The organism is Echinimonas agarilytica, assembly GCF_023703465.1.
GTDB lineage: Bacteria > Pseudomonadota > Gammaproteobacteria > Enterobacterales > Neiellaceae > Echinimonas > Echinimonas agarilytica.
In genome coordinates, this window is record NZ_JAMQGP010000007.1 from 193,584 (window position 1) to 218,725 (window position 25,142).

Consider the following 25,142-nt stretch of genomic DNA (forward strand, 5'->3'; position numbering starts at 1 on the left):
CACCTTAACAAAATCATGGCCATTACCAAAGTGTTGAGGCTCGGTAATGCACCAAGCCTACTATTTAATTTGTAGGGTTGTTTTAGCCTGTACTTCTTCCATGACTACGTAAGTTCGGGTGTCGCTAACACCGGGTAATTTAAGCAAAGTATGGCTGAGCATTGCCCGATACGCCGACATATCAGACACCCGAGTTTTCATCAGGTAATCAAAACTCCCGCTCACCAAATAGCATTCCAATATCTCGTCCAACTGAAACACTGCTTTGTTGAATTTTTCGAATACATCGGGGCTTGAACGATCAAGCGTAACCTCAATAATTACTAACAAACTACTGCCAACCTTTGCAGGGTCGATATTGGCTTGATATCCGGTAATGACGCCTTGTTGTTCGAGCCGTTTTACACGTTCCAAACAAGGTGTCGCCGAAAGGCCAACGCAGCGAGACAGCTCAACATTAGACATTCGCCCGTTATTTTGAAGCTCTGTAAGAATTTTCCGATCAATTCGATCAAGTGGTTTGTTTGGCATGTAAAGCAATTAACCAGTGTTTTAACAATGTTTTTTACATCATATCAGTTTTTATCGCTATAAAATTGTAGTTTTTTGGTAAGTAATTCGTTAAACATATTTCTATACTTGATAACAATTCATCCCTACATTCAAGCGAGTAAAGACCATGCTAATCGGCGTCCCAACAGAAATTAAAAATCACGAATATCGAGTCGGCATGGTGCCAGCCAGTGTTCGAGAACTCACTCAACGTGGCCATCAAGTGTTGGTCCAAACCGGCGCAGGGTTAGGCATTGGCTTCGCAGACTCCGAATACCAAGCTGCAGGAGCTGATATAGCGTCCGATGCTGCTAGCGTATTTGCAACATCAGATATGATTGTCAAAGTGAAGGAGCCTCAGGCTGTTGAGCGTGCAATGTTACGTGAAGGACAAATCTTGTTTACCTACCTGCACCTTGCCCCTGATCCGGAACAAACCACAGATTTGGTCGACTCCAAAGCTGTTTGCATCGCATATGAAACGGTAACTGACAACACTGGCGGCCTACCGTTGCTTGCCCCTATGTCTGAAGTCGCTGGGCGTATGTCGATTCAAGCTGGTGCGCAAGCGCTTGAACGTTCTCGCAAGGGCCGAGGTATGTTGCTTGGCGGTGTACCAGGCGTTGAACCTGCGAAAGTCGTGATCATTGGTGGCGGCATGGTCGGCGCAAACGCGGCGCAAATGGCAATCGGCACGGGCGCAAATGTTGTCATTCTGGACCGAAGTATTCCGGTACTTCGCCGCTTGAACGCCCAATTCGGCAATGCTATCACCACTGTATACTCAACGACCGAAGCGATTGAGAAGCACGTGCTCGACGCCGATTTGGTGATCGGTGGCGTTCTCATCCCGGGTGCAGCCGCTCCAAAACTCGTCACGGCTGAGCATATCCGAGATATGAAAAATGGAGCAGCCATCGTCGACGTAGCGATTGACCAAGGTGGCTGTATTGAAACATCAGTAGCCACCACACACGACGAACCTACTTACGTAGTTGATGGAGTGGTGCACTATTGCGTTGCTAACATGCCAGGTGCCGTACCACTGACCAGCACATTTGCACTGAACAATGCCACACTGCCCTACATCATCGAGCTGGCCGACAAAGGCTACAAACGCGCCCTCACAGAAAATTCACATCTAATGAATGGCTTGAATGTGATCAACGGTCAAATTACCTGTGAAAGTGTTGCTACGGCATTAAACTACCCGTTCGTACCTGCAAAACAGGCATTGTCATAAAACAAAACGTTCTAACGTATTTGCTAAAAAGGGCCCTGTTGGGCCTTTTATTTTGCCTCTATGCCCACACTTTATATTTACGTTCACTAACGAACACGCGTAGAATCTGCGGCTCTGTTTCGCACCACTTCGGCTTGGGAGTCACGTAATGAGTGAAGCCAAACACAATAAATTAATGATTTTAGGTTCGGGTCCTGCAGGTTATACCGCGGCTGTATATGCTGCGCGTGCCAACCTGAACCCAGTTTTAGTTACCGGTATTCAACAAGGCGGTCAATTGACCACCACCACAGATGTTGAAAATTGGCCTGGTGATCCTGAAGGATTAACAGGACCTGCGTTGATGGATCGCATGAAGCAACATGCTGAAAAATTCGACACAGAAATTATTTACGATCACATCAACCGTGTTGATTTTAGCGAGCGTCCATTCCGCCTCATTGGTGATTCAGCGGAATACACATGCGACTCACTGATTATCTGTACTGGTGCTTCTGCCATGTATTTAGGCCTAGAGTCTGAAACAGCGTTTATGGGCAAAGGTGTTTCAGCATGTGCGACCTGTGATGGCTTTTTCTATCGCAATCAAAAAGTAGCCGTTGTCGGCGGCGGTAATACCGCTGTTGAAGAAGCGTTGTACTTGGCGAATATTGCGTCAGAAGTTCACTTGGTCCACCGCCGTGATACCTTCCGTGCAGAAAAAATACTGATCAAGCGTCTGGAAGATAAAGTTGCTGAAGGCAAGATTATTCTTCATACCGATCGTACGCTTGATGAAGTGCTCGGCGACGACATGGGTGTGACCAGCATTCGCCTCAAAGACACCAAAAGCGATGCCACTGAAACCGTTGACGTGATGGGCGTATTTATTGCCATTGGCCACAAGCCAAACACGCAAATTTTCGACGGCCAACTCGAAATGAGCAATGGTTACCTGAAAGTTCAATCAGGCACCGAAGGCAATGCTACACAAACATCAATTGAAGGTATTTTCGCTGCGGGAGACGTGATGGATCATACCTATCGCCAAGCAATTACCTCTGCTGGCTCTGGCTGTATGGCAGCGCTCGATGCAGAACGTTATTTGGACGCATTAGGCAAGGCGTAACACCACGATGCTGACGCTACTGTCGGATGACGTAAGTCAGTTTCCCCCCGTAGGCAAAGCACTTGCTGAGCCGAATGGGTTGCTCGCGGTTGGAGGCGATCTTCAACCCGAGCGATTACTTCACGCCTATCGCCAAGGAATATTCCCTTGGTATGGTGAAGGAGAACCCATCATGTGGTGGTCTCCGGAACCCCGATGTGTGGTGCCCGCAGCCACTTACGCACCCAATCGAACCCTCCGCAAACTTTGGCGTAATCACCCTTTCACGATCACTTATAATCAATGTTTCAATCGCGTCATTGAAATGTGCGCTGAAGAAACCGCGACTCGGCCCGAGACATGGATCATTGATGATATGATCGATGCCTACAAAACATTGCACCGCATGAATCACGCACACTCCATAGAGATTTGGCTCGGTAATAAATTAGTGGGTGGATTGTATGGTCTTCAAATCGGTGGCGTGTTTTGTGGAGAATCGATGTTTAGCCGACATACCGGCGCCTCTAAAGTAGCTTTTCTGGCTCTTGTTGAACAAATGAAACATAAACAATTGCCTTTGCTCGATTGCCAACTCGAAAATGACCACTTGATGAACTTAGGCGCCTCGTTAATGCATCGCGCTGATTTCATCACCAGCCTTTCAACATGCGCCGCACTGAGCAGGGAAGCCATTTTTAATGACGAATGAAAATTTGACATCCGCTCGCTTAGCGATTACCAACGCTATGGATTGCAGTTATATCGTCGGAAACGAGGAGCAACTGCTGTTTGTGCTCGACAAACAAGTACTCAACGACGACTCATACGAGCAATTGCTAGCGCAGGGTTTTCGTCGCAGCGGTGGCGATATATATCGACCACACTGCCCTAGTTGCTCAGCGTGTAAGTCATTACGCGTTGATGTGGAGCAGTTTAAGCCGTCTACCAGCCAAAAGCGCGTGAACAAGAAAAACGCTCATATTGATTGGCGCGCAACGCTCACCCCGCATCCTGATCATTACCCTTTGTATGAACGCTATATCTCTGAGCGACATCAAGATGGGTCCATGTACCCGCCTAACCCAAACCACATGGAAAACTTTACTCAATGCAGTTGGTTACAAGTCATGTACGTGGAAGGTTGGCTGGGCGATAAACTTATCGCTGTGGCAGTAACCGATCTGCTCCCTAATGCACTTTCCGCGCTCTACACCTTCTTCTCACCGGAATTAGATAAGCTATCGCTCGGCACCGCATGTGTTTTAAAACAAATCGAATTTGCCAAGCAACTTGAGAAAAAACATGTGTATTTGGGATACCAAATTGATGAGTGCCCGGCCATGAATTACAAATCACGCTATCGCCCTCACCAAGAATTTGTTGATGGTCTTTGGCTTCCTCATAAAAAAGCATCGGACTAACCTTTACAGCGCGCGCTAATTGGTGCACAATTCGGCGCGCTTTATATTACTACTCCAATTGGCAGTTAACGAGAATCCTGAATGGCAAAAGAAGACAACATTGAAATGGAAGGTACGGTTCTTGATACCTTGCCAAACACAATGTTCCGCGTGGAACTAGAAAATGGCCACGTGGTCACCGCACACATCAGCGGAAAAATGCGTAAAAACTACATCCGCATTTTGACTGGCGATAAGGTAACGGTGCAACTCACACCTTACGACCTTACTAAAGGCCGCATCACGTTCCGCGCTCGCTAATTCGCGATCGCCAAACAAGAATTTTTCGGTATTTGTATAAATGCTGATATAAAAAAGGCCCGCTTTATGCGGGCCTTTTTCTGTTTAGGGTTTGTGATCAAGCAGTACAATCAACCGTTTCTTTGCCGTAATCAAACACTAACTTACCGCGTTTGAACGTCACGACCACAGCGCCACCATCAGCTAAACACCCAAACAACAACTCATTCGCCAGTGGTTTCTTGATATTTTCTTGAATCACTCGGGCCATTGGCCGAGCACCCATGGCCTTGTCGTACCCAAGATCAGCCAAGTGACGTCGCGCTTTCACGTCAACATCAAGTGACACGCCTTTCGCGTCGAGCTGAGCTTGAAGTTCAACAATGAATTTATCAACAACCTGCTGAATAACGGTTTCATCAAGGTGATTAAACCAAATAATGCCGTCCAAGCGGTTTCTAAACTCTGGCGTAAATGTACGGTTTATTTCACCCATAGCATCAGTGCTGTTGTCTTGTTCTTGGAACCCAATCGACTTTTTCACAGTCTCTTGGACACCAGCATTGGTCGTCATCACTAAAATCACATTACGGAAATCAGCTTTGCGACCATTGTTATCGGTCAGGGTGCCGTGGTCCATCACTTGCAACAACAAGTTATAAACATCGGTATGCGCCTTCTCGATCTCATCTAATAAAACAACGCTGTGAGGATGGTTCAAAACCGCATCAGTTAACTGACCACCTTGGTCATATCCCACGTAGCCCGGAGGCGCACCAATCAAGCGGCTCACCGCATGCCGCTCCATGTATTCAGACATATCAAAGCGAATAAGCTCAACTCCCATTTGGCGAGCAAGCTGCTGAGTCACCTCAGTTTTACCCACGCCGGTTGGGCCAGCAAATAAGAAACTGCCCACAGGTTTTTGCTCTTGCCCTAAACCAGAGCGCTGCAACAAAATTGCATCCGACAGAACTTCGATTGCATTGTCTTGACCAAACACGACCATTTTCAGATTTCGGCTCAAGTGCTTCAACACATCTTTATCGGTGGATGACACTGACTTTTCCGGAATACGAGCCATTTTGGCAATGATGGATTCAATCTCATGCACGCCCACTGTTTTCTTGCGGCGGCTCACCGGCACTAAGCGCGTGTGTGCCCCAGCTTCATCAATGACATCAATCGCTTTGTCGGGCAAATGACGATCATTGATGTACTTCGCAGATAATTCTGCTGCCAATGAAATAGCTCTGCGCGTGTAACGAACACCATGATGCGATTCATAACGGCCCTTAAGCCCCATTAAGATCTTGGTTGTATCCTCCACACTCGGTTCAACAACATCAATCTTTTTAAAGCGGCGCGCCAGAGCCGTATCTTTCTCAAAAATAGTGCGATATTCCTGATAAGTCGTGGCTCCGATACAACGCAACTTGCCACTGCTGAGCAATGGCTTAATTAGGTTTGACGCGTCCATCATGCCGCCTGATGCTGCTCCCGCCCCGATAATGGTGTGGATTTCATCAATAAACATGATGGCATCGGGCTTCTCTTGGAGCTCTTTGAGCAGTGATTTAAATCGTTTTTCAAAATCACCACGGTACTTCGTACCCGCAAGCAATGCGCCTAAGTCGAGCGAGTAAATCGTACTGTCTTCGATAATATCAGGGACTTGTTTATTAACAATTTTATATGCCAAGCCTTCAGCAATCGCGGTTTTACCCACGCCGGCCTCACCCACCAGCAATGGGTTGTTTTTGCGACGACGACATAGCACTTGAATAGTGCGTTCCAGTTCGAGCTCCCGACCGATGAGCGGGTCAATGCCATCTTCTCGTGCAACTGCATTCAAATTGGTCGCAAAATTGGCCAAGACGGAATCTGATGCGGCAGCTTCTTGCCCTTCATTTTCAGATTCAATCCGTTCTTGCTGCGTGCTCGTCCCATCGCTGCCGGAGTTTTCGACTTTGCGAATACCATGGGAAATAAAATTAACCACATCAAGACGAGATACCGATTCACGTTTCAGAAAGTAAACCGCTTGGCTTTCTTGTTCGCTAAACATAGCTACAAGTACATTCGCGCCTGTCACTTCGCTTCGACCGGATGATTGCACATGAAATACAGCACGTTGTAAAACGCGCTGAAAGCCAAGAGTTGGCTGGGTTTCACGCTCTTGGTCTTCGACTGGGATCAGTGGAGTGGTTTGTTCAATAAATTCTGATAGTGAGAGTTTCAATCTTTCGATATCAGCTCCGCAGGCTTCGAGAGCGCTTATTGCCGCTGGGTTTTGCATCAGCGCCAATAGCAGGTGTTCGACTGTCATAAACTCGTGACGTTTATTTCTCGCATCACGGAATGCGTCATTCAACGAGACTTCTAACTCTTTATTCAGCATCGGCACGCCCCTACTATTTTGTTCACCACCATTGGTGTACTACACAATGTCAATGCAAGTATTACGCCTTTTCCATTGAGCATAACAACGGATGTTCATGCTCTTGCGAATACTCATTAACTTGGACAACTTTTGTTTCCGCTACGTCACGGGTATAGACGCCACAGACTCCTTTACCCTCATGATGCACGTTCAACATAATCTGCGTAGCTTGTTCTACGTTGTGTAAGAAAAAACGTTGCAAAATTTCTATTACAAACTCCATGGGGGTGTAATCGTCGTTATTCAAGACCACTTTGTAGAGCGAAGGCTCTTTTATTTCAATTTTGGGGTCTGCCGTAACAACGTCGTTTTCTAAATCTTGGTTCTTATCACTCATGATAATAGTAGCTCATTGAATCGCTCGTTTTCCGCGGTATTGGTCCACATTTTACCAATCGCACAATTTGTTAACTTACTCATAGCACTTTCTTGACTCATTGAACATTTGTACTAAAGTGGCTCAATGATGGTTTTTTCGCCAATCAATGTATTGGCTTCAAATCCATGCCTGTATTTTGACACAAAAAGTATCAATAGTCGTAAACGAAAGGAAGTAGAAGTATGGCCACCGGTAAAGTGAAATGGTTCAACAACGCCAAAGGATTTGGGTTTATTTGTCCAGATACCGGCGGAGAAGACGTTTTTGCACACTACTCAACAATTGAAATGGACGGTTACAGAACGTTGAAAGCCGGACAAGAAGTCGATTTTGAGTTGCATGAAGGTCCAAAAGGAAATCACGCGCTGAAGATTACCCTACATGACGAAGATGAAAAGTAATCGAGTCTGGTATGAACAGCGCAGATAAAGCAGGTCCACGACCTGCTTTTTTTTTACCTAAAACCCTCTTTTATCGCCACCTCCCCACATTAGACTTTAGTCTACAAGTTTCACTTGAACGCCCAACACTCGACTTAACGCCATGAATTTATTGCGAATATTTTTTTATGTGCGCTGTGTCAAATGAGCTACTTAAAACTTGACCTTACTGGTATAATGCAGACCGATTTTTTACGGGACGAATAAAAAAATGAGAATGGTCTCGGCCATATTTCAAGGTTCCGTATCCTAACTCAAATCTCTGGTGAACCCGCCATTACTAAGGGAAAGTAAATGTCTGATACAACATCAAAAATCATCTACACAAAAACGGATGAAGCCCCTGCTCTGGCAACCTACTCTCTGCTTCCAATTGTCAAAGCATTCACTTTGGCTGCTGGCGTTGACGTAGAAACACGTGATATTTCATTGGCTGGCCGCATTATTGCGAACTTTCCAGACAACTTAACTGAAGAACAAAAAATCTCTGACGCACTTGCTGAACTAGGCGAACTGGCTAAGACCCCAGGCGCAAACATCATCAAGTTGCCAAATGTTAGTGCATCGATTCCTCAGTTAAACGCTGCAATTAAAGAACTTCAGTCACACGGTTACGATATCCCTGAATATCCTGAAGAACCTCAAACTGAAGCTGAACAAAAAATTAAAGCACGCTACTCAAAAATTTTAGGTAGCGCTGTGAACCCTGTTCTTCGTGAAGGTAACTCTGACCGTCGCGTAGCCGCACCCGTTAAGCAATACGCTAAGAAAAACCCGCACTCTATGGGGGCTTGGGAAACAACGTCCAAATCTCACGTAGCTCACATGGAATCTGGCGACTTTTACGGCAGCGAGCAATCAGTCGTGATGGAAGCTGCTGACGACGTGAAAATCGAATTTGTAGCCGCTGACGGCAGCGTCGATGTATTAAAAGCTTCAACAGCATTGTTGACCGGCGAAGTCATCGATTCCGCTGTAATGAGCGTAAGTGCACTCCGTGAATTTTTTGCTAAACAAACTGAAGAAGCGAAACAACAAGGCGTATTGTTATCACTGCATTTAAAAGCAACTATGATGAAGGTTTCAGACCCCATCATGTTTGGCCATGCGGTCACTGTTTATTACAAGGAAGTATTCGAAAAATACGCTGATTTATTCACTGGTCTTGGTGTTGATCCAAGTAACGGTTTAGGTGACGTTTACGCAAAAATTGGTAACTTGCCAGCCGAGCAACGTGAAGCAATTGAAGCCGATTTGCTAGCGGTTTATGACACGCGTCCAGCACTTGCTATGGTCGATTCAGATCGTGGCATCACCAACCTTCACGTTCCAAGCGATATCATCATTGATGCTTCTATGCCTGCGGCCATTCGTTCTTCAGGCCAGATGTGGGGCCCAGATGGAAAATTAGCCGACACTAAAGCAATGATCCCTGATCGCTGTTACGCGGGCGTCTATCAAGAGACGATTAACTTCTGTCGCGAACATGGCGCATTTGATGTGACAACAATGGGCAACGTATCAAACGTTGGTTTGATGGCTCAAAAAGCCGAAGAGTACGGCTCTCACGACAAAACATTCAAAGCACCAGGCACAGGTACTATCCGCGTCGTTAACTCTGCCGGTACGACTTTGATGGAGCACACTGTCGCTGAAGGCGATATTTTCCGCATGTGTCAAACCAAAGACTTGCCAATAAAAGATTGGGTGAAATTAGGCGTAAACCGCGCGAAAGCAACCGGTAACCCTGCGATCTTCTGGCTAGACGAAAATCGCGCTCACGATGCAAACTTGATTGCTAAAGTGAACGCTTATTTACAAGAGCATGACACAGCTGGTCTTGAAATTAAGATTATGGCCCCTGTTGAAGCCACTAAATACACTCTCGCTCGAGTAAAAGCCGGTCAAGATACAATTTCTGTGACGGGTAACGTGTTGCGTGACTACCTCACTGACCTCTTCCCAATTTTGGAACTAGGGACAAGTGCAAAAATGTTATCCATTGTTCCTTTATTAGCAGGTGGAGGCTTGTTCGAAACAGGCGCAGGCGGTTCGGCCCCTAAGCATGTTCAGCAGTTTGAAAAAGAAAACCACTTGCGTTGGGACTCTCTTGGTGAGTTCTTAGCATTGGCTGTTTCTTTAGAAGATTTGGCGATCAAAACAGGCAACGCTAAAGCCAAGGTATTGGCTGAAGCATTAAATATTGCGAATGGTCAGTTCCTCGACAATAACAAGTCTCCATCACGTCGCGTGAATGAACTTGATAACCGCGGTAGCCACTTCTACTTGGCGCTTTATTGGGCACAAGCAATGGCAGCTCAAACTGACGACGCGGCGTTGCAAGCGCTGTTTGCTCCATTAGCGAAGACTTTGATAGAGCAAGAATCTCAAATTGTTGACGAGCTTAACTCAGCTCAAGGCAAGGCAATGGACATCGGGGGTTACTATCACCCAGATGATGCCAAAGGCGCTGAAGCAATGCGTCCAAGCGCAACATTCAACGCTGCGCTCGAAAGCATCGCTTAATTTAAAGGCCCAAACACCTAAGGCGACTCAATAGAGTCGCTTTTTTTATGCCTAAAATAGAAGGTTGGCTCAGTGCATCGTCGTGATGCCGAGCTAATTTCTGCTACTATCGCTACTTCATTGTCAGAATACCGTAATTTGTATGCCCAAGATTCCAAAAAAACACATCAGAAAGTCTTCCGTAAATACCATTGGGCATGCACGAAAATCGTTTAAACGACCACCGCGTAAAAAAGTCGAACACACCAAGTCGGCTGCCGGCCCGTCTCGAGTTATTTTGTTTAACAAACCATTCGACGTTCTGTGCCAATTTACCGATGGCGAGGGTCGCAAAACTCTCGCCGACTTCGTCAGTGTTCCCAACGTGTATGCGGCCGGCAGACTCGACCGCGATAGCGAGGGCCTGTTGCTGCTAACCAATAACGGTAAATTAAATGCCAAACTGACCCAGCCGGGTAAGAAAACACGTAAAACATATTGGGTGCAGGTTGAAGGAATTCCGACTGAGCTTGATCTCCAGCTACTTCGCGACGGAATTGAGCTGAAAGACGGAGTGACAGCGCCAGCCGAGATAAAATTGATGCAAACACCCGATGTGTGGCCCAGAGTGCCGCCAATTCGGGAACGCAAATCAATTCCTGATTGTTGGCTGAGCATCACCATTACCGAAGGTCGAAACCGTCAGGTACGCCGCATGACAGCAGCCATTGGGCACCCGACTTTGCGCCTAATTCGTTACCGTATTGGCCATTGGACACTTGACGATCTCAATATCGGCCAGTGGCGAGAAGACTCGTTTAGCTATCCCAAGGACCCGTAAATATCATGACCGAACGCTACCGTCCAAACACCACTGTTGCGTGGGTTGTAAAAAGCCCCGAGGGCTTTTTATTTGTTGAAGAGCACAAACGCGGACAAGTTCTCTTCAATCAACCTGCAGGGCATATTGAAGCAGACGAAACCATCATTGAAGCGGCGAAACGAGAGCTTTATGAAGAAACCAGCCTTAGGTCTGATCCTGCTGGGTTGGTCGGTATTTATCAGTTCCCCAGCAACGATAATTCAGTGATTTACGTTCGATTTTGTTTTTATGTCGAGCTTGATGCAGCACCTCAGTTACATCCTATCGATCCGGATATCACCGCATGCCATTGGCTCACGTTAGAGCAACTCGACAGAAAATTGTTACGAAGCCCTTATGTTAAGCAATGTTTGGTTGATTACATGCAAGGCCAGCGGTATCCATTATCAATATTGACTTGTTCTTTAATCAACTAGCCCCAATATCTCAGACAAGACTTAATGTGTGACATTAAACGTGTTAAAATCGCGCGCCTTTGGCAAATGGTCGTCCATTGTTTCACGGTGAGGTAATCCAATAATCATGACTGACACTTCAACTAAACGCGTCATTGTCGGCATGTCCGGCGGCGTTGATTCATCTGTATCTGCCTATTTGCTAAAACAGCAGGGCTATCAGGTCGAAGGTCTTTTCATGAAAAATTGGGAAGAAGACGATACCGACGAATATTGCTCAGCTTCAGAAGATTTAGCCGACGCGCAAGATGTGTGCGACAAATTAGGCATTGAGCTTCATACCATCAATTTTGCCGCTGAATATTGGGATCGAGTCTTCGAGTACTTTCTTGAAGAGTATCGGGCGGGCCGCACCCCAAACCCAGACATCATGTGCAACAAAGAAATCAAATTTAAAGCATTTCTTGAATTTGCTTGTGAAGATCTAGGTGCTGATTACATCGCAACCGGTCACTACGTCCGTCGCAGAGAAGTGAACGGCAAATGGCAAATGTTACGCGGCTTAGACACCAACAAAGACCAAAGCTACTTTTTGTATACTTTGGGTGAAGAACATGTCGCCCGAACATTGTTTCCCGTAGGCGACATTGAAAAGCCTGAAGTGCGCAGAATTGCTGAAGAACAGGGCTTGGTCACAGCCAAGAAAAAAGATTCAACCGGCATTTGCTTCATTGGCGAACGCAAGTTTACTGACTTTTTACAACGCTACCTCCCTGCCCAACCCGGCGCCATTGTCACCGTGGACGGCGACACCATTGGCCAACATCAAGGGTTGATGTACCACACGTTGGGCCAACGCAAAGGCTTAGGCATTGGCGGTCTTAAAAATAGTAGTGAAGATCCTTGGTACGTTGTTGATAAAGATTTAGATAACAATCAACTGATCGTCGCCCAAGGTGCAGATCACCCCCGTTTATTTTCAATGGGATTAGAAGCCGACCAGATGCATTGGGTTGACCGTCAAGACGTCACGCAGCCGTTGCGCTGCACCGTAAAAACAAGGTATCGCCAAACGGATATCCCAGCAACCGTCACACCGTTGCCAAATAACCGCATAGAAGTGCGCTTTGACAGCGCTCAGGCCGCTGTAACCCCCGGGCAATCAGTGGTGTTCTATCAAGATGAAATTTGTTTAGGGGGCGCCATTATTGATGTGCTCATCCGTACTCCTGAGCAAGCTGGAGAAGTATCTGCATGAGTCATTCCGACTTTACCGATCGTATGATCGCACTCTCAGGCGTATGCCAAAGTGCTTGGCTTGTCAGTCAAGTCGCGCGAAAGGGTACGCTTGATGATGAAATTTTTGAAGTGGCGCTCAACAGCATCCTTGAAACATCGCCCGACCAAGCAGCCGACGTGTTCGGTGGAATCGGCAATGTTCGCACAGGCGCACGCCAGCTCATCCAACATTTAGATCCCAAGAAGTCATCACGCGATATGGATGTGTTCCGCTATAGTGTATCGCTTCTGGCGTTACAGAAACGCCTCGCAAAAATTCCCGGAGCATTCGACACATTAGCTGAGCGTATTGACCAAGCTAAACGTCAGGTGGGTCATTTTGATGTCACTGACGACAGCATGGTTTCTAGCTTTGCAGCAATCTACACCGATGTGATCAGTCCAATAGGGCAACGCATTCAAGTGGCCGGTGCGCCCGCAAACTTACAACCCAAAGCGAACCAAGATCGAATCCGTGCGTCATTATTGGCCGGAGTTCGTGCCGCAGTAATGTGGCGTCAACTGGGAGGCAATCGCCTACAATTTCTGCTGTCGCGCAAAAAAATGCTCGCAGCCACTGAAGATATTATTGCACTTTAATTGAATCGCTAAAGTACTGGAGCTACTTATGGAATTATCATCTCTTACCGCGTTATCACCTGTTGATGGCCGCTACGGCAGCAAAGCAGCTGACTTGCGCCCCTACTTCAGCGAATTCGGTCTCATTAAATACCGCGTCACCGTTGAAGTGCGTTGGTTGCAAAAATTAGCCGCCACTGCCGGTATTACAGAAGTGCCTGCATTTTCAGACGAAGCCAATGCATTATTAGACGCCTTGGTTGCAAACTTCAGCGAAGAAGACGCTGCGAGCATCAAAGCGATTGAGCGCACAACAAATCACGATGTGAAAGCGGTTGAATACTTCATCAAAGAAAAGATCGCCGTTCTCCCTGAGCTCGATGCTGTGAACGAGTTCGTTCACTTTGCATGTACTTCAGAAGACATCAACAACCTCTCACATGGCTTAATGCTGGCTGAAGCTCGCGACAATGTATTACTCCCTGCGATGGACGAACTTGTCACTGCTATCAAAACGCTTGCCGTTGACTACAAAACCATTCCACTTATGAGCCGCACACACGGCCAACCCGCTTCTCCATCAACGATGGGCAAAGAAATGGCCAACGTGTACATACGCTTGAGTCGCCAGTTACAACAAGTAAAAGATACCGAAATTTTAGGTAAGCTCAACGGAGCCGTAGGAAACTACAACGCTCACTTGTCGGCTTACCCAGAGCTTGATTGGAACACTATTTCAGAAGAGTTCGTGACCAGTCTTGGGCTCACTTGGAATGCATACACCACTCAAATTGAGCCGCATGATTACATTGCAGAATTGTTTGATGCATATGCTCGCTTCAATACCATCTTAATCGATTTTGACCGTGACGTTTGGGGTTACATTGCATTGGGTCATTTTAAGCAACGCACCATTGCTGGAGAAATTGGCAGCTCAACAATGCCGCATAAAGTAAACCCTATTGACTTTGAAAACTCAGAAGGCAACCTGGGCATTGCTAACGCATTGTTCGGTCACTTGGCCGCAAAACTTCCAATTAGCCGCTGGCAGCGCGATTTAACTGACTCAACGGTTTTGCGTAATATTGGCGTAGGTTGTGCGCACTCGTTAATTGCAATTCAGTCAACGCTCAAAGGCATCAGCAAGCTTGAAGTGAACGAGCAAGCATTACGCGACGAACTGGATAAAAACTGGGAAGTATTAGCCGAACCGGTTCAAACGGTCATGCGTCGATACGGTATCGAAAAGCCATATGAAAAACTCAAAGAGCTTACTCGTGGCAAACGAGTAGATGGCCCTGGAATGGCTGATTTTATCGACGGTTTAGATCTTTCTGATGCAGTCAAAGCAGAACTTAAACTGATGACACCAGCCAATTATATCGGTCGTGCTGTTGAGTTCGTTGACGACTTAGTATAGTTCGTTGGAATATTGGCATTGGCCAATCAACGATTAAGAAGGAGCCTAGCGGCTCCTTTTTTGTGGACCTCCCATACATCGCTTAAAACAGGCTCTTCACTTGGACAATGCCATGTTTGAACAACACCCCAATACTTCGTTAAATCTAGACTTAGCTCAATTCATGGCAACGCACTGGCAGCAAAAGCCGGCTTTAATACGCCAGCTGATCCCGCAGTTTAACGATCCCATCTCCGCCGAAGAACTTGCAGGATTGGCAATGGAAGAGTGTGTGTCTAGCCGCATCATATCGAACGGCGAAACCCAACATGGACCATTTGAAACCTTCGAAACACTAAGCAATGACGGAGCAAGCCTTTTAGTTCAAGCCGTCAATCACTGGCATCCAGAAAGTGCAATGTTGTTTGATCAATTCCGTTTTATTCCCAATTGGCGACTCGATGATCTAATGGTCAGTTACAGCACGCCTCAAGGCTCTGTAGGCGCGCATTTGGATCAGTACGACGTAATCATAATCCAAGGCGAAGGAAAGCGACGCTGGCGTGTTGGCAAGGTTTTAGAGCAACACGCAGCAGAGGTGTTTTGTCATGGAGACGAGTTTGACGCCGTAATCGATGTTGAAATGCAACCCGGCGATGCCCTTTATATTCCGCCCAATTGTCCGCATCAAGGAACAACGCTAGCGCATTGTTTAAACTATTCCGTGGGTTTTAGAGCGCCATCGGTTTCGGAAATGATGACGCGCTTAGCTGACCAATTAATCGATACAGATTCTGGCAAGCAACGCTTTTCTGATACGTCCAGGCAAGCTACGAACACGCCTGGCCAATTAATATCGAGCGATGTTGCACAACTCCAAACCTTGTTGATGAACTATATTCAAAGCAACGAAGGGCGTGATTTATTGATATCTCAGTTAACTGAGCAAGAGCGTGATTTAGACCTTGCCGTGCTAACAGACGAATATACGCCGAACACCTTACTTGAGGATTTGAAACAGGGAGCAATATTCGAACGGTGCGCAGGGTTAATTCCAATGTACGAATCTTCAAATGATCACATCAGCCTGTACATACAAGGAGATGTGTATAATTTCAACTCACATGAAGAAGCTTGGGTTCAATTATTATGTGACCAGCATTCCATTTATTTGAGTGAAAGCTCTGAATTACTGCCGACTGTTGAATTTTTAACCATTTTGTCTACGCTTATTAATCAAGGATATTGGTATCAAGCAGGCGCGTAAATTAGCGTTAAAAGACAATGAAGAGCACATTTGATATTCGCCAAGTCACGTGGCAAAAAGCGCAACATTCCCTCCGGTTGATTCGTCATCAAGTGTTTGTTTGTGAGCTTCGTGTGCCTTTGAAAGACGAATTTGATGATGATGATAAAACCGCGTGGCACCTTTTAGCATTCAATCAAGAGCAACAACCGATTGCCACAGGCCGACTCTGTCACACAGGCGAAATTGGCCGCATAGCCGTGCTTATTAATTATCGTGACAAAGGCATCGGCTCTGCTATTGCTCAACAGTTATTTGCTCTGGCGCAAGACAAACAACTTGAACATGTATTTATGAATCCCGAACTTGATTGCTTAAGCCAATTTTCTTCGTGTAACCCGCATCCTGTAGGCCCCGTATTTATGGAAGCAGGCGTACCGCATCAACAACTCACCTGCGATTGTAAAACCTCTGCCCTGCCCGATTTAGCCTATCTACACTAAGCTTTTCACGACTGTGAATCTAAGATCGCTGTGTAACTTTAAGTTTCCATCACTGCTCTATTTTGTCCGCCCGTAGAGGCGTGAAGATCATTAATTCTGGTGCTAGAGTCCGCTCAAATCATCTTCTGTTCACAAAAGGTTATTGTCTTGTCTTTGTTTGACCAACCCGCATTTGACGCTCATGAGCAAGTTGTGTTTTGCCATGACCAACTCACAGGTTTAAAAGCCATTATTGCAATTCACGATACCCGACTAGGCCCTGCGACGGGTGGTTGCCGTATGTGGGACTACGCCACCGAGGCTGAAGCGATCAATGATGTTCTGCGCCTTGCAAAAGGCATGACATACAAAAACGCCATGGCAAATCTTCCCATGGGCGGTGGTAAAGCAGTGATTATCGGCAACAGTAAACGCGATAAAACGCCTGAGTTGATGCATGCGTTTGGCCGTCATATTGAGCGTTTAGGTGGGCGTTATGTGTCTGCTGAAGATGTAGGCATCTCGCCTCAAGACATGGCCGAAGCTGCCACACAAACAGCACATATCGCTGGACTTGAGGGCAAGTCAGGCGACCCATCCCCATACACAGCCTACGGCACTTTTTTGGGCATTCAAGCTGCTCTCAAGCATCAAACAGGTCATGAATCGTTAGCCGGCAAGCGCGTGGCAGTGCAAGGGGTTGGGCACGTGGGCTATCACCTCTGCCGCCACCTCCACCAAGCAGGTGCACGCTTGATCGTCACAGATATCAACCAAGACGCGTTAAGCCGAGCAGCGCAAGAATTTAGCGCCACAGTGGTCGAAAGCGACTCGATTTACGACCAAGATGTAGATATTTACGCGCCGTGTGCATTGGGCGCTACCATCAACGACAATACCCTGAGCCGCCTTAAAGCGTCGATCATTGCAGGTGCAGCAAATAACCAACTCGCGACCGAAGCACATGACTTAATCCTCAAGCAACGCGGCATACTGTATGCGCCAGACTACGTCATTAATGCGGGCGGCATCATTAACGTATCCTACGAAAATGCCTACGACGCATCGGCCAGTAAGCAACAGGTTGAGGGTATTTATCAAACCTTAACCGACGTGTTTGACACAGCAAACAATCAAGATCTGCCGACTGGAAAAGTTGCAGCATCGTTCGCCCAGCAGCGGCTCAACGCAGCCTAAAAGCAGCACCTAAGAGCATGTTCATGATTGAGCACGCTCTTGGTGTTTTATTGGTCATTTCAATGACGTTTTTTGTTTTCGCTCTATATTCAGATAAATTGCACTGATACCATCTGCTGCAAGTTTATTGATGGCGCTAATGCCGTCCAATCATAGAGTTTTCATCCATGCTGTTGCCGCTCATCAAAGACGCGTTCAGACACAATTTAAAACCCGCTTTAGCACTTCAATCACTAGCGATTGTTCTCGTGTTGAGTTATTACTTTGTGCCTTCAACTCAGCCCGCGTTTAATTTCTTTGCCGACCTAAAATCAACCTATGGCATTCGCTACGCCATCATTTCTACTGCTATTTTTGGCGGTTTATTGCCGTTTATTTATTTACTATGGACGGGGCAAATTAAACGTCAACCGGTCGGTCAACTGATATTTTATGTAGTGCTTTGGGCGTGGCAAGGCGCATGTGTTGACGTGCTATATACGTATCAGGGAATTTGGTTTGGTCACGCTACAGATATAGCAACTTTAGCCACAAAAGTTGCTGTTGATCAGTTCATATTCAGCGCCTTTTACGCCGCCCCATTTTTAACACTGATGATGTTATGGAAAGAGCAAGGTTTTAACGCTGTAAAATGGAAGGCATCACTTAACCGGTCGTTGTTCATGCTGAAACTACCTGCAAATATCGCGTCCAATTGGCTCGTATGGATCCCCGCAGTTACGGCCATTTATTCCATGCCTGCGCCGCTACAAGTGCCACTGTTTAACTTAGTGTTATGTTTTTACGTGCTGCTATTAGCAGTGCTTAATCGAGATGAAAATCAATAACACATTGAGGCTTTGATGAAGCGCGACAGCTCTCATGCGCTTCATCTTCTAATGCCATTTAACACTCACCTACCCGCCCAAATGACACTTCTGATAGCAGCTTGGCTGACGCGGACACACTGCGCCGCGCGAACAAATGAGGCGCGCATCAATCTGAGCTCCGCGTTCGATCCAGTTGATATTGAGTATTTTCGACACGCTCATCAGTGACGTTTTGATCGCCGGAGGAATAGCGCTAGAGCCACCTGACTTCGCACAGACATCCTTCAAATCTGCGGCCATCGATAAAGCATCGCCTCCTTGCGCTTCAATGGCAGGGTTTAGATCTATACCGGCGCACAACACATGTTCGTTACCAGCCAAATCACTGACCTTCACCGATTCGCAACAATAAATTCGAGGTTCATCCCCCACATTTAGAATGGATATTTGAGCCGACGATCCAGAGCTCGGTTCATTGATCATCCGAAAAACTGCCCAGTGCTGACACGGATCCTGCACTTCGCGCATATTTCCCCAAGGCAATGGAATGCCATTGCCTCGATACACAGCTTTGAGTTTTCCTGGGGCATAGGCATCAAAGTAGTGCCAATGTGAATAGGGAGAAACTGCCGTCATTCGGCGCATTGCTACAGACGCCGAGACGTCCACCAGCTTGTTCACGCCAATCTCATAACCTTGACGATCTAATAGCTGGCGAAATGGCACTTTCGGGCATAATAACGCGCCTGCAAAAAAGCTTGATTCGAAGCCACGCCAGGCGTCGAGAATATCTTTTTGGTCAACAGTGGTAGAGCTCACTCGATTTAATTCATCGTCATCAACCTTGCTGCCGCCCACCGATAGCACGGTATTCAGGCCTTCTTTGTTGTGCAATACACAATGACCGATATGGCGAGCCAACTCATATTTAAGGCGCGTGGGATGTTTTTTTAATCGGTTGTTGAGTTGAATCACATTGGGCGCGTCAAAAAACGAAGTCAACACGGCTTGTGAGCGCATGCCTGATTCATCAATCACTTCTTGCGGGGCACGATCAAACCATTTCACTCGTAAGCCCAAATTCGCCACAATCACCCGTAAGTCATCCACACTTAGGGGCAGCCGCTTTAAGCCCACCTCTTCAGCTGCCCGTTCCAAGTCAGGAAAGTGATTTTGATGATGTTCTTGGTGAGCACGAATTAGTAGCTGAGCAAACTTGCGTCCGCTGGTGCCTGTTTGCGACAGCATTTCAGGAATGGCAATTTGTAAAATCTCGTTCGAGAACAGAAAACTTGGCTCAAGTGCCATGCCCCCAATACCGCCACGGCGACCTTTGAGCGGTGTAATATCTTGCTCTTCTGGTTCGTCATCTAAAAACCAGTCCACCTCTTTTTGAAACACCGCTGCGATGACGGCCAGCATTGCAGCGCTGGGCACCCGCTTGCCTCGCTCAATCATGGAGAGGTATGAAACCGAAGGCGCAGTTTCGAGATCAACCCGAACACACCGCGCCGACAAATCTTCCATGGTTAGGTTATTGCGTTTGCGAAGGTTTCTGATTTTCGTACCGAGAAAGTGACTCTTTCTCATTAAGCTTGTGTTTGTCTTCATTTTGTAAAATTCACAGTGTGAAATTTTTATTGTGAAATTCTAGTGAATATTTGGTTATGCTACAAATCAAGCAACATATCAGACTAGTGAAATTAGAATGACCTCACAGTCTGAACACAAATACAACAATGCTTGCTTGATACACACTCCAAATTTGGTGTGACCCATTGGAGAGAGAAATGAACCCGGAGGATAGGCGCATGAATATGCCAGCAGAAAAAAACAATCACATCCATCAGGGCTTTTACAACTTCGTTAATGAAGACGTATTGCCAATGACTTCATTAAATGCAGTTCAATTTTGGAGTGACTTTGAGCAGTTAATTGCTGATCTAGCACCACGCAATCGCCAGCTTTTAAGCATTCGTCAAGAAATGCAAAGCGCGATTGATGAGTATCATCACCAGCATCAGGGCGAATGCTTTAATGCTGAAGCTTATGAAGCCTTCTTGCGCAGTATCGGCTATCTGGTAGAGGAAGGAAAAAGCTTCTGTGTGAGCACCACACACGTGGATCATGAAATTGCCTCCATTGCTGGGCCACAACTGGTAGTGCCTATCGCCAACGAAAGGTTTGCGTTGAATGCCGCAAACGCTCGCTGGGGAAGCATGTACGACGCCCTTTACGGCACCAATGTCATTCCACATACTAAAGGATTAAAACCTTGCAAGCTCTACAATGAGGCACGCGGCAAAGCGGTGATCGAACACGCTAGAGACTACCTCGACCGAGTGTTTCCGCTTGAATCCGGCTCACATCATAATGTTTCGAACTACATGGTGTATTACAAGCATATGTTGGCTTGCTTCCCGGACGGTACTCATAGCGGTTTGAAAACGCCATGTCAGTTTGTTGCATTAACGGGCCACAAAGAAGAACCCACTTCCATTGTTCTGCGCAACAATGGATTGCACGCTGAAATCATTATTAACCGTCAAGGTAAAATTGGTGAGCACGATATTGCAGGTGTTGACGACATCATGATTGAGTCAGCCCTGACCACTATCATGGACTTTGAGGATTCAGTATCAACGGTCGATGCCGACGACAAAATCCATGCCTACAAAAACTGGTTAGGATTAATGCGCGGCGACCTTCGGGCCACGTTTGAAAAAGACGGTAGTACTCACATTCGCTGTATGAACAAAGATCGTTTCTACACCGACAAAAATGGTGAAGAATATCGAGTTCATGGCCGCGCCTTACTGCTCGCCAGAAACGTGGGTCACCTGATGACCACAGAGTTAATGTTGGACTCTCAAGGCTCACTCGCGCCCGAAGGCATTGTAGACGCGGTTATCACCGGATTAATCGGCTCACTTGATCTTCAGCAGGACACCACGCACAAAGCCATCCGTAACAGTCGCTCGGGCAGTATTTACATTGTAAAACCCAAAATGCATGGCCCAGATGAAGTTGCATTTACCTGCGAATTATTTAATCGAGTTGAAGATATGTTGGGCCTCGAGCGCAATACCATGAAAATAGGCATTATGGATGAAGAGCGCCGCACCACAGTCAATTTGAAAGAATGTATCCGTATGGCAAAAGACCGTTTAGTTTTCATCAATACCGGCTTTTTAGACAGAACCGGAGATGAGATTCATACCAGCATGCATGCCGGTCCATTTTTGCCAAAAGCTCAAATTAAAGAGCAGCCATGGATTAGCGCTTACGAAAATTGGAACGTTGATATAGGACTTGAATGTGGGCTTCCGGGTCATGCGCAAATTGGCAAAGGCATGTGGGCCATGCCCGATGAAATGGCTCAGATGATGGAGACAAAAATCGACCACCCACGTGCTGGAGCAAACACAGCGTGGGTTCCTTCTCCTACCGCCGCAACCTTGCATGCCTTGCACTACCATGATGTAGACGTTCAGGCAGTACAAAATCGGCTTAAACAGCGCAGTCGGGCAAGTTTAACTGACATACTAACAATTCCGTTGTTGCCCGCCGAGGGGCGTCATAGCTTAACCAACGAACAGATAGAACGAGAGCTAGAGAATAATATCCAAGGGATTTTAGGCTACGTTGTTCGATGGGTGGAAATGGGAGTTGGCTGCTCTAAAGTGCCTGATATTAACCATATCGGCCTAATGGAAGACCGTGCAACGTTGCGAATCTCCAGCCAGCACATCGCAAACTGGCTGAATCATCACATTTGCAATGACATGCAAGTGCTAGAAATTATGGAGCGCATGGCACACGTTGTTGATGCACAGAATAAAGGTATATCGGGCTACGTTGCCATGACGCCGAATACCGACCAAAGCCTAGCTTTTCAAGCCGCAAAAGATCTGATATTTGAAGGTAAATCGCAACCGAGTGGTTATACCGAACCATTGTTGCATCACTACCGACAATTGGCCAAAAATAGATAATACGTTGAACTAAAGCTCGCTTATAAAAACAATAGAGCTTCGACACAAAGCGACATTAAGATCGTACCGCTGTGCCCTACATGCACACATCCCAACCTTAAAGAGCCCTTTCGGGCTCTTTTTTTATAGACAGGTAAAACTCCCAGAAAATCAATTGTTACGCATTTGCGTTCTAACTTAGATCCAAGCTGTCTAAATGAGGCTCAACACTTCACTAAAATTAACCTTGGTTGCAAAAGTCAAAGGAGAGCTGACCATGCAAGACATCATTGATGATGTAACGCAATATCTATCGTTAACCCACGAAGTGAAAGATCCCTCAGGCATTATTGATATTGGGGATAAATTCACACTCACTTTTACCATCACCAATACCGCGCCACCGCGCACCAATGTGTCCATACCGGCCATTCGGTTTGTCGGGCTTTACCTATCTGTGTATGAAACACGCTATGCGCGCCCTCACATTGAAGGCAGTGACACAGTATCATCGGCGGTAGGCGATGATTTTTTTCCTTCATCCATTCGGGCTGGTGAAAGTGCCACTGTCGATATGACATTTGTAGCGATAAGCGCCATCACCAACCCCGTCAGCTTAGTCATCGAAAAGGTTGCTGATGCTATCGTCAATGCTTCGCTAGATTTTGAGGAGTATTTTCAGATCAGTAAGGAGTTTGAGGTTTCAACGAATATATTCCCTCGGATTAATGTGGGTCGCCCAAGTCCCGTCATTGACCGTCCTCGAAGAGAGCTGCCATAGTGAGGCTTCTGTCAGAAATTGATGATTAATGAGCTTTTCACTCGTTAATCATCATCTAAATCTTTTAAATGATCAATACGAAGATGCTCAGGTAGGATTTCTTCTTCGTTTTCGATTTCTTTTTCATACTCGCGACGATCAAATTCCTTAGCCGCAGTGAATAACTTCAATTGGCTATGATAATAGGTTTTTTCATCAACACTGGCTGCTGCATAGATGTAGATCATACCGTTTCGATTTTCCGCAGCGAATACGCGTTGTTCATCAAGTTGGGAAGGCCAATACAGGTAGTTTTGGTAATCAGGCACCTCACTGATTCCACACCGAGTGACAAACTCGGCATCCACGTAGACAGGCGCTTTGCCATGGAGATCTTCAGCAACATGGATAACCGCTCCCTGAAAACCTTCGCTGCCGTAAGGCAATTTGTAAAGACGGGAAACAATACCAACAAAGACATAATCTGCTGTTTTCGTCGCCGCGACGAACTTGTCTTCGGCTGAAAGCTGATTGAAATAGTTCATATCACACGCATTGGCAGACACACAGCAGAGTATTGCCCAAACACTTAATACATATTTTATAAACACAGAGCTACCTATTTGGGTTTACGGCGAATGGAAAATGGATGTTCAATTGCAGCATAAAGCACAAAAGAGCTAAGCCAAGTGATCACAAACAAAGGAATCCAAAGCCAATAATAAATCAATGCCGAATCAGCTGTGGCGGGCGCGATCATGGGCAACAGCAAAAAACAAAACTTCAGCGTTAGGCCATGCCACAAGTAATACGAATAACTCATATTGCCCAACCACCGAATGGGCGCAAAGCACAACCATTGGGAAGTGCGAGAGCCAAGCGTAAAGGCGTTCAACGTGAGTATTAAAAACAGCACGAAGACCACCATTAAGGCTGTGACAGAATCAATGGTAAAGAAAATTCGAGCACCGAACAGCGCTAAAGCGGCCACCAAGCACAATGTGCCGCCGCGCCAAATTTTGAGCTGACGATAATGGTAAGCCTCAAACACCAAAATGCCAGCCACAAACATCAATAACCGCACAAGACCAGCAGATTGGTACGCCAGCATAAAACCTATGACCGACACCCCCAACCAGAACATAATTCGCGTATTACTACTCCAGCGCTTCATACCGCAAGCAAAGATCACAATAGGAATAATCAGGTAATAAAACAATTCGTAGCTCAGCGACCATGCCACCGTAATCATCGGCTTGATGTCGAAAATTCCAGGTAAGAGCAGTAAATTGGAAACCAAATATTGAATGATGTCCATCAATCCAGAGGGTAATTTACTCTGCTGAGGGAACACCACAGACAGCAGCAAATACACCGAAAAAACCACTAAAAATGTCGGATAAATACGACGAATTCGACGGCGCGTATAGGCCAATGCATGAAAGCTTTGTTTAGAAATGATGGTGCCGTAGATCAAAAAACCACTGAGCACAAAGAACAGATCGACCCCCAAGTTACCCATGGCATGAACCACATGAGAAAACGTTAGAGAAAGGCCACTAATCCATGGTTCAACTAAAGTGGAATAATGCACTAAGAACACCATGAACACTGCAATGCCCCGTAATCCTTCCATAGCGCGTAACGGCGTGTTGTCGCCGTGACTAATTTCGAGTCGTTCCAGTATCCATTGCTGCATTGAGTTTTTATTGTCCCTAATCACGATGTGAACAAAGTACCGCTTTACATTGTGACTTGCTAGTCAGGTGCGCCATAAAAAACCACCGA

24 protein-coding genes are annotated in these 25,142 nt (G+C 46.4%); 18 read left to right on the forward strand and 6 right to left on the reverse strand.

Annotated elements, in window-relative coordinates:
• Window positions 1–60 precede the first annotated feature (60 nt).
• Window positions 61–531: a leucine-responsive transcriptional regulator Lrp gene (gene lrp / locus NAF29_RS13970; protein ID WP_251262242.1), complete on the reverse strand. Its 471-nt coding sequence runs from the start codon at window positions 529–531 to the stop codon at window positions 61–63.
• Window positions 532–679: 148 nt separating this feature from the next.
• On the opposite strand from lrp, the gene ald reads away from it, so the two are divergent.
• The 5 genes from ald to infA all read left to right on the forward strand — a co-directional run bounded on the left by ald (window position 680) and on the right by infA (window position 4,606).
• Window positions 680–1,795 carry an alanine dehydrogenase gene (gene ald, locus NAF29_RS13975; protein ID WP_251262243.1) on the forward strand — a complete coding sequence of 372 codons (1,116 nt, stop codon included), beginning with the start codon at window positions 680–682 and terminating at the stop codon, window positions 1,793–1,795.
• A 148-nt stretch (window positions 1,796–1,943) separates the two neighbouring features.
• Window positions 1,944–2,903 (forward strand): thioredoxin-disulfide reductase, encoded by a 960-nt coding sequence (gene trxB / locus NAF29_RS13980; RefSeq protein WP_251262244.1) that lies wholly within the window; start codon window positions 1,944–1,946, stop codon window positions 2,901–2,903.
• Between the two features lie 7 nt (window positions 2,904–2,910).
• A complete protein-coding gene (gene aat, locus NAF29_RS13985; protein ID WP_251262245.1) occupies window positions 2,911–3,594 on the forward strand; it encodes a leucyl/phenylalanyl-tRNA--protein transferase in 684 nt (227 codons plus the stop codon).
• The gene (locus tag NAF29_RS13990) at window positions 3,584–4,306 is read left to right on the forward strand and encodes an arginyltransferase (protein ID WP_251262246.1); all 723 of its coding nucleotides are present in this window, start codon (window positions 3,584–3,586) and stop codon (window positions 4,304–4,306) included. The genes aat and NAF29_RS13990 overlap by 11 nt, the downstream gene beginning before the upstream one ends.
• A gap of 81 nt (window positions 4,307–4,387) precedes the next feature.
• The gene (gene infA, locus NAF29_RS13995; RefSeq protein ID WP_251262247.1) at window positions 4,388–4,606 is read left to right on the forward strand and encodes a translation initiation factor IF-1; all 219 of its coding nucleotides are present in this window, start codon (window positions 4,388–4,390) and stop codon (window positions 4,604–4,606) included.
• 97 nt (window positions 4,607–4,703) lie between these two features.
• Here infA and clpA read toward each other — a convergent pair whose 3' ends face one another.
• Window positions 4,704–6,986: an ATP-dependent Clp protease ATP-binding subunit ClpA gene (gene clpA, locus NAF29_RS14000; protein WP_251262248.1), complete on the reverse strand. Its 2,283-nt coding sequence runs from the start codon at window positions 6,984–6,986 to the stop codon at window positions 4,704–4,706.
• 61 nt (window positions 6,987–7,047) lie between these two features.
• Window positions 7,048–7,365: an ATP-dependent Clp protease adapter ClpS gene (gene clpS / locus NAF29_RS14005; RefSeq protein WP_251262249.1), complete on the reverse strand. Its 318-nt coding sequence runs from the start codon at window positions 7,363–7,365 to the stop codon at window positions 7,048–7,050.
• A gap of 224 nt (window positions 7,366–7,589) precedes the next feature.
• Between clpS and cspD the strand changes: the two genes are divergently transcribed.
• The 11 genes from cspD to NAF29_RS14060 all read left to right on the forward strand — a co-directional run bounded on the left by cspD (window position 7,590) and on the right by NAF29_RS14060 (window position 18,638).
• The gene (cspD, locus tag NAF29_RS14010) at window positions 7,590–7,808 is read left to right on the forward strand and encodes a cold shock domain-containing protein CspD (protein WP_251262250.1); all 219 of its coding nucleotides are present in this window, start codon (window positions 7,590–7,592) and stop codon (window positions 7,806–7,808) included.
• 333 nt (window positions 7,809–8,141) lie between these two features.
• Window positions 8,142–10,373, forward strand: a complete 2,232-nt coding sequence (locus NAF29_RS14015; protein WP_251262251.1) for an NADP-dependent isocitrate dehydrogenase — start codon at window positions 8,142–8,144, stop codon at window positions 10,371–10,373.
• A gap of 142 nt (window positions 10,374–10,515) precedes the next feature.
• Entirely contained in the window at window positions 10,516–11,193 is a 678-nt protein-coding gene (locus NAF29_RS14020; protein ID WP_251262252.1) for a pseudouridine synthase, read from the forward strand.
• A gap of 5 nt (window positions 11,194–11,198) precedes the next feature.
• On the forward strand, window positions 11,199–11,651 hold the full coding sequence (locus NAF29_RS14025) for an NUDIX hydrolase (RefSeq protein WP_251262253.1): 453 nt from the start codon (window positions 11,199–11,201) through the stop codon (window positions 11,649–11,651).
• A 106-nt stretch (window positions 11,652–11,757) separates the two neighbouring features.
• Window positions 11,758–12,888: a tRNA 2-thiouridine(34) synthase MnmA gene (mnmA, locus tag NAF29_RS14030; protein WP_251262254.1), complete on the forward strand. Its 1,131-nt coding sequence runs from the start codon at window positions 11,758–11,760 to the stop codon at window positions 12,886–12,888.
• On the forward strand, window positions 12,885–13,508 hold the full coding sequence (gene hflD, locus NAF29_RS14035; RefSeq protein ID WP_251262255.1) for a high frequency lysogenization protein HflD: 624 nt from the start codon (window positions 12,885–12,887) through the stop codon (window positions 13,506–13,508). The genes mnmA and hflD overlap by 4 nt, the downstream gene beginning before the upstream one ends.
• A gap of 28 nt (window positions 13,509–13,536) precedes the next feature.
• A complete protein-coding gene (gene purB, locus NAF29_RS14040) occupies window positions 13,537–14,907 on the forward strand; it encodes an adenylosuccinate lyase (protein WP_251262256.1) in 1,371 nt (456 codons plus the stop codon).
• Between the two features lie 112 nt (window positions 14,908–15,019).
• Window positions 15,020–16,153 (forward strand): JmjC domain-containing protein, encoded by a 1,134-nt coding sequence (locus tag NAF29_RS14045; protein ID WP_251262257.1) that lies wholly within the window; start codon window positions 15,020–15,022, stop codon window positions 16,151–16,153.
• Window positions 16,154–16,170: 17 nt separating this feature from the next.
• Entirely contained in the window at window positions 16,171–16,635 is a 465-nt protein-coding gene (locus tag NAF29_RS14050; protein WP_251262258.1) for a GNAT family N-acetyltransferase, read from the forward strand.
• Between the two features lie 147 nt (window positions 16,636–16,782).
• Entirely contained in the window at window positions 16,783–17,811 is a 1,029-nt protein-coding gene (locus NAF29_RS14055; RefSeq protein ID WP_251262259.1) for a Glu/Leu/Phe/Val dehydrogenase dimerization domain-containing protein, read from the forward strand.
• 167 nt (window positions 17,812–17,978) lie between these two features.
• Window positions 17,979–18,638 (forward strand): hypothetical protein, encoded by a 660-nt coding sequence (locus NAF29_RS14060; protein ID WP_251262260.1) that lies wholly within the window; start codon window positions 17,979–17,981, stop codon window positions 18,636–18,638.
• A 69-nt stretch (window positions 18,639–18,707) separates the two neighbouring features.
• Here NAF29_RS14060 and NAF29_RS14065 read toward each other — a convergent pair whose 3' ends face one another.
• A complete protein-coding gene (locus NAF29_RS14065; protein ID WP_251262261.1) occupies window positions 18,708–20,231 on the reverse strand; it encodes a DUF3612 domain-containing protein in 1,524 nt (507 codons plus the stop codon).
• 200 nt (window positions 20,232–20,431) lie between these two features.
• Between NAF29_RS14065 and NAF29_RS14070 the strand changes: the two genes are divergently transcribed.
• Together NAF29_RS14070 and NAF29_RS14075 are read left to right on the forward strand one after the other, a co-directional pair.
• Window positions 20,432–22,615 carry a malate synthase G gene (locus NAF29_RS14070; protein ID WP_251262262.1) on the forward strand — a complete coding sequence of 728 codons (2,184 nt, stop codon included), beginning with the start codon at window positions 20,432–20,434 and terminating at the stop codon, window positions 22,613–22,615.
• A 256-nt stretch (window positions 22,616–22,871) separates the two neighbouring features.
• A complete protein-coding gene (locus NAF29_RS14075; protein WP_251262263.1) occupies window positions 22,872–23,375 on the forward strand; it encodes a hypothetical protein in 504 nt (167 codons plus the stop codon).
• A 44-nt stretch (window positions 23,376–23,419) separates the two neighbouring features.
• On the opposite strand, the gene NAF29_RS14080 is transcribed toward NAF29_RS14075, so the two are convergent.
• The gene (locus NAF29_RS14080; RefSeq protein WP_251262264.1) at window positions 23,420–23,899 is read right to left on the reverse strand and encodes a hypothetical protein; all 480 of its coding nucleotides are present in this window, start codon (window positions 23,897–23,899) and stop codon (window positions 23,420–23,422) included.
• Window positions 23,900–23,973: 74 nt separating this feature from the next.
• Window positions 23,974–25,053, reverse strand: a complete 1,080-nt coding sequence (locus NAF29_RS14085; RefSeq protein WP_251262265.1) for an acyltransferase family protein — start codon at window positions 25,051–25,053, stop codon at window positions 23,974–23,976.
• Window positions 25,054–25,142 lie beyond the last annotated feature (89 nt).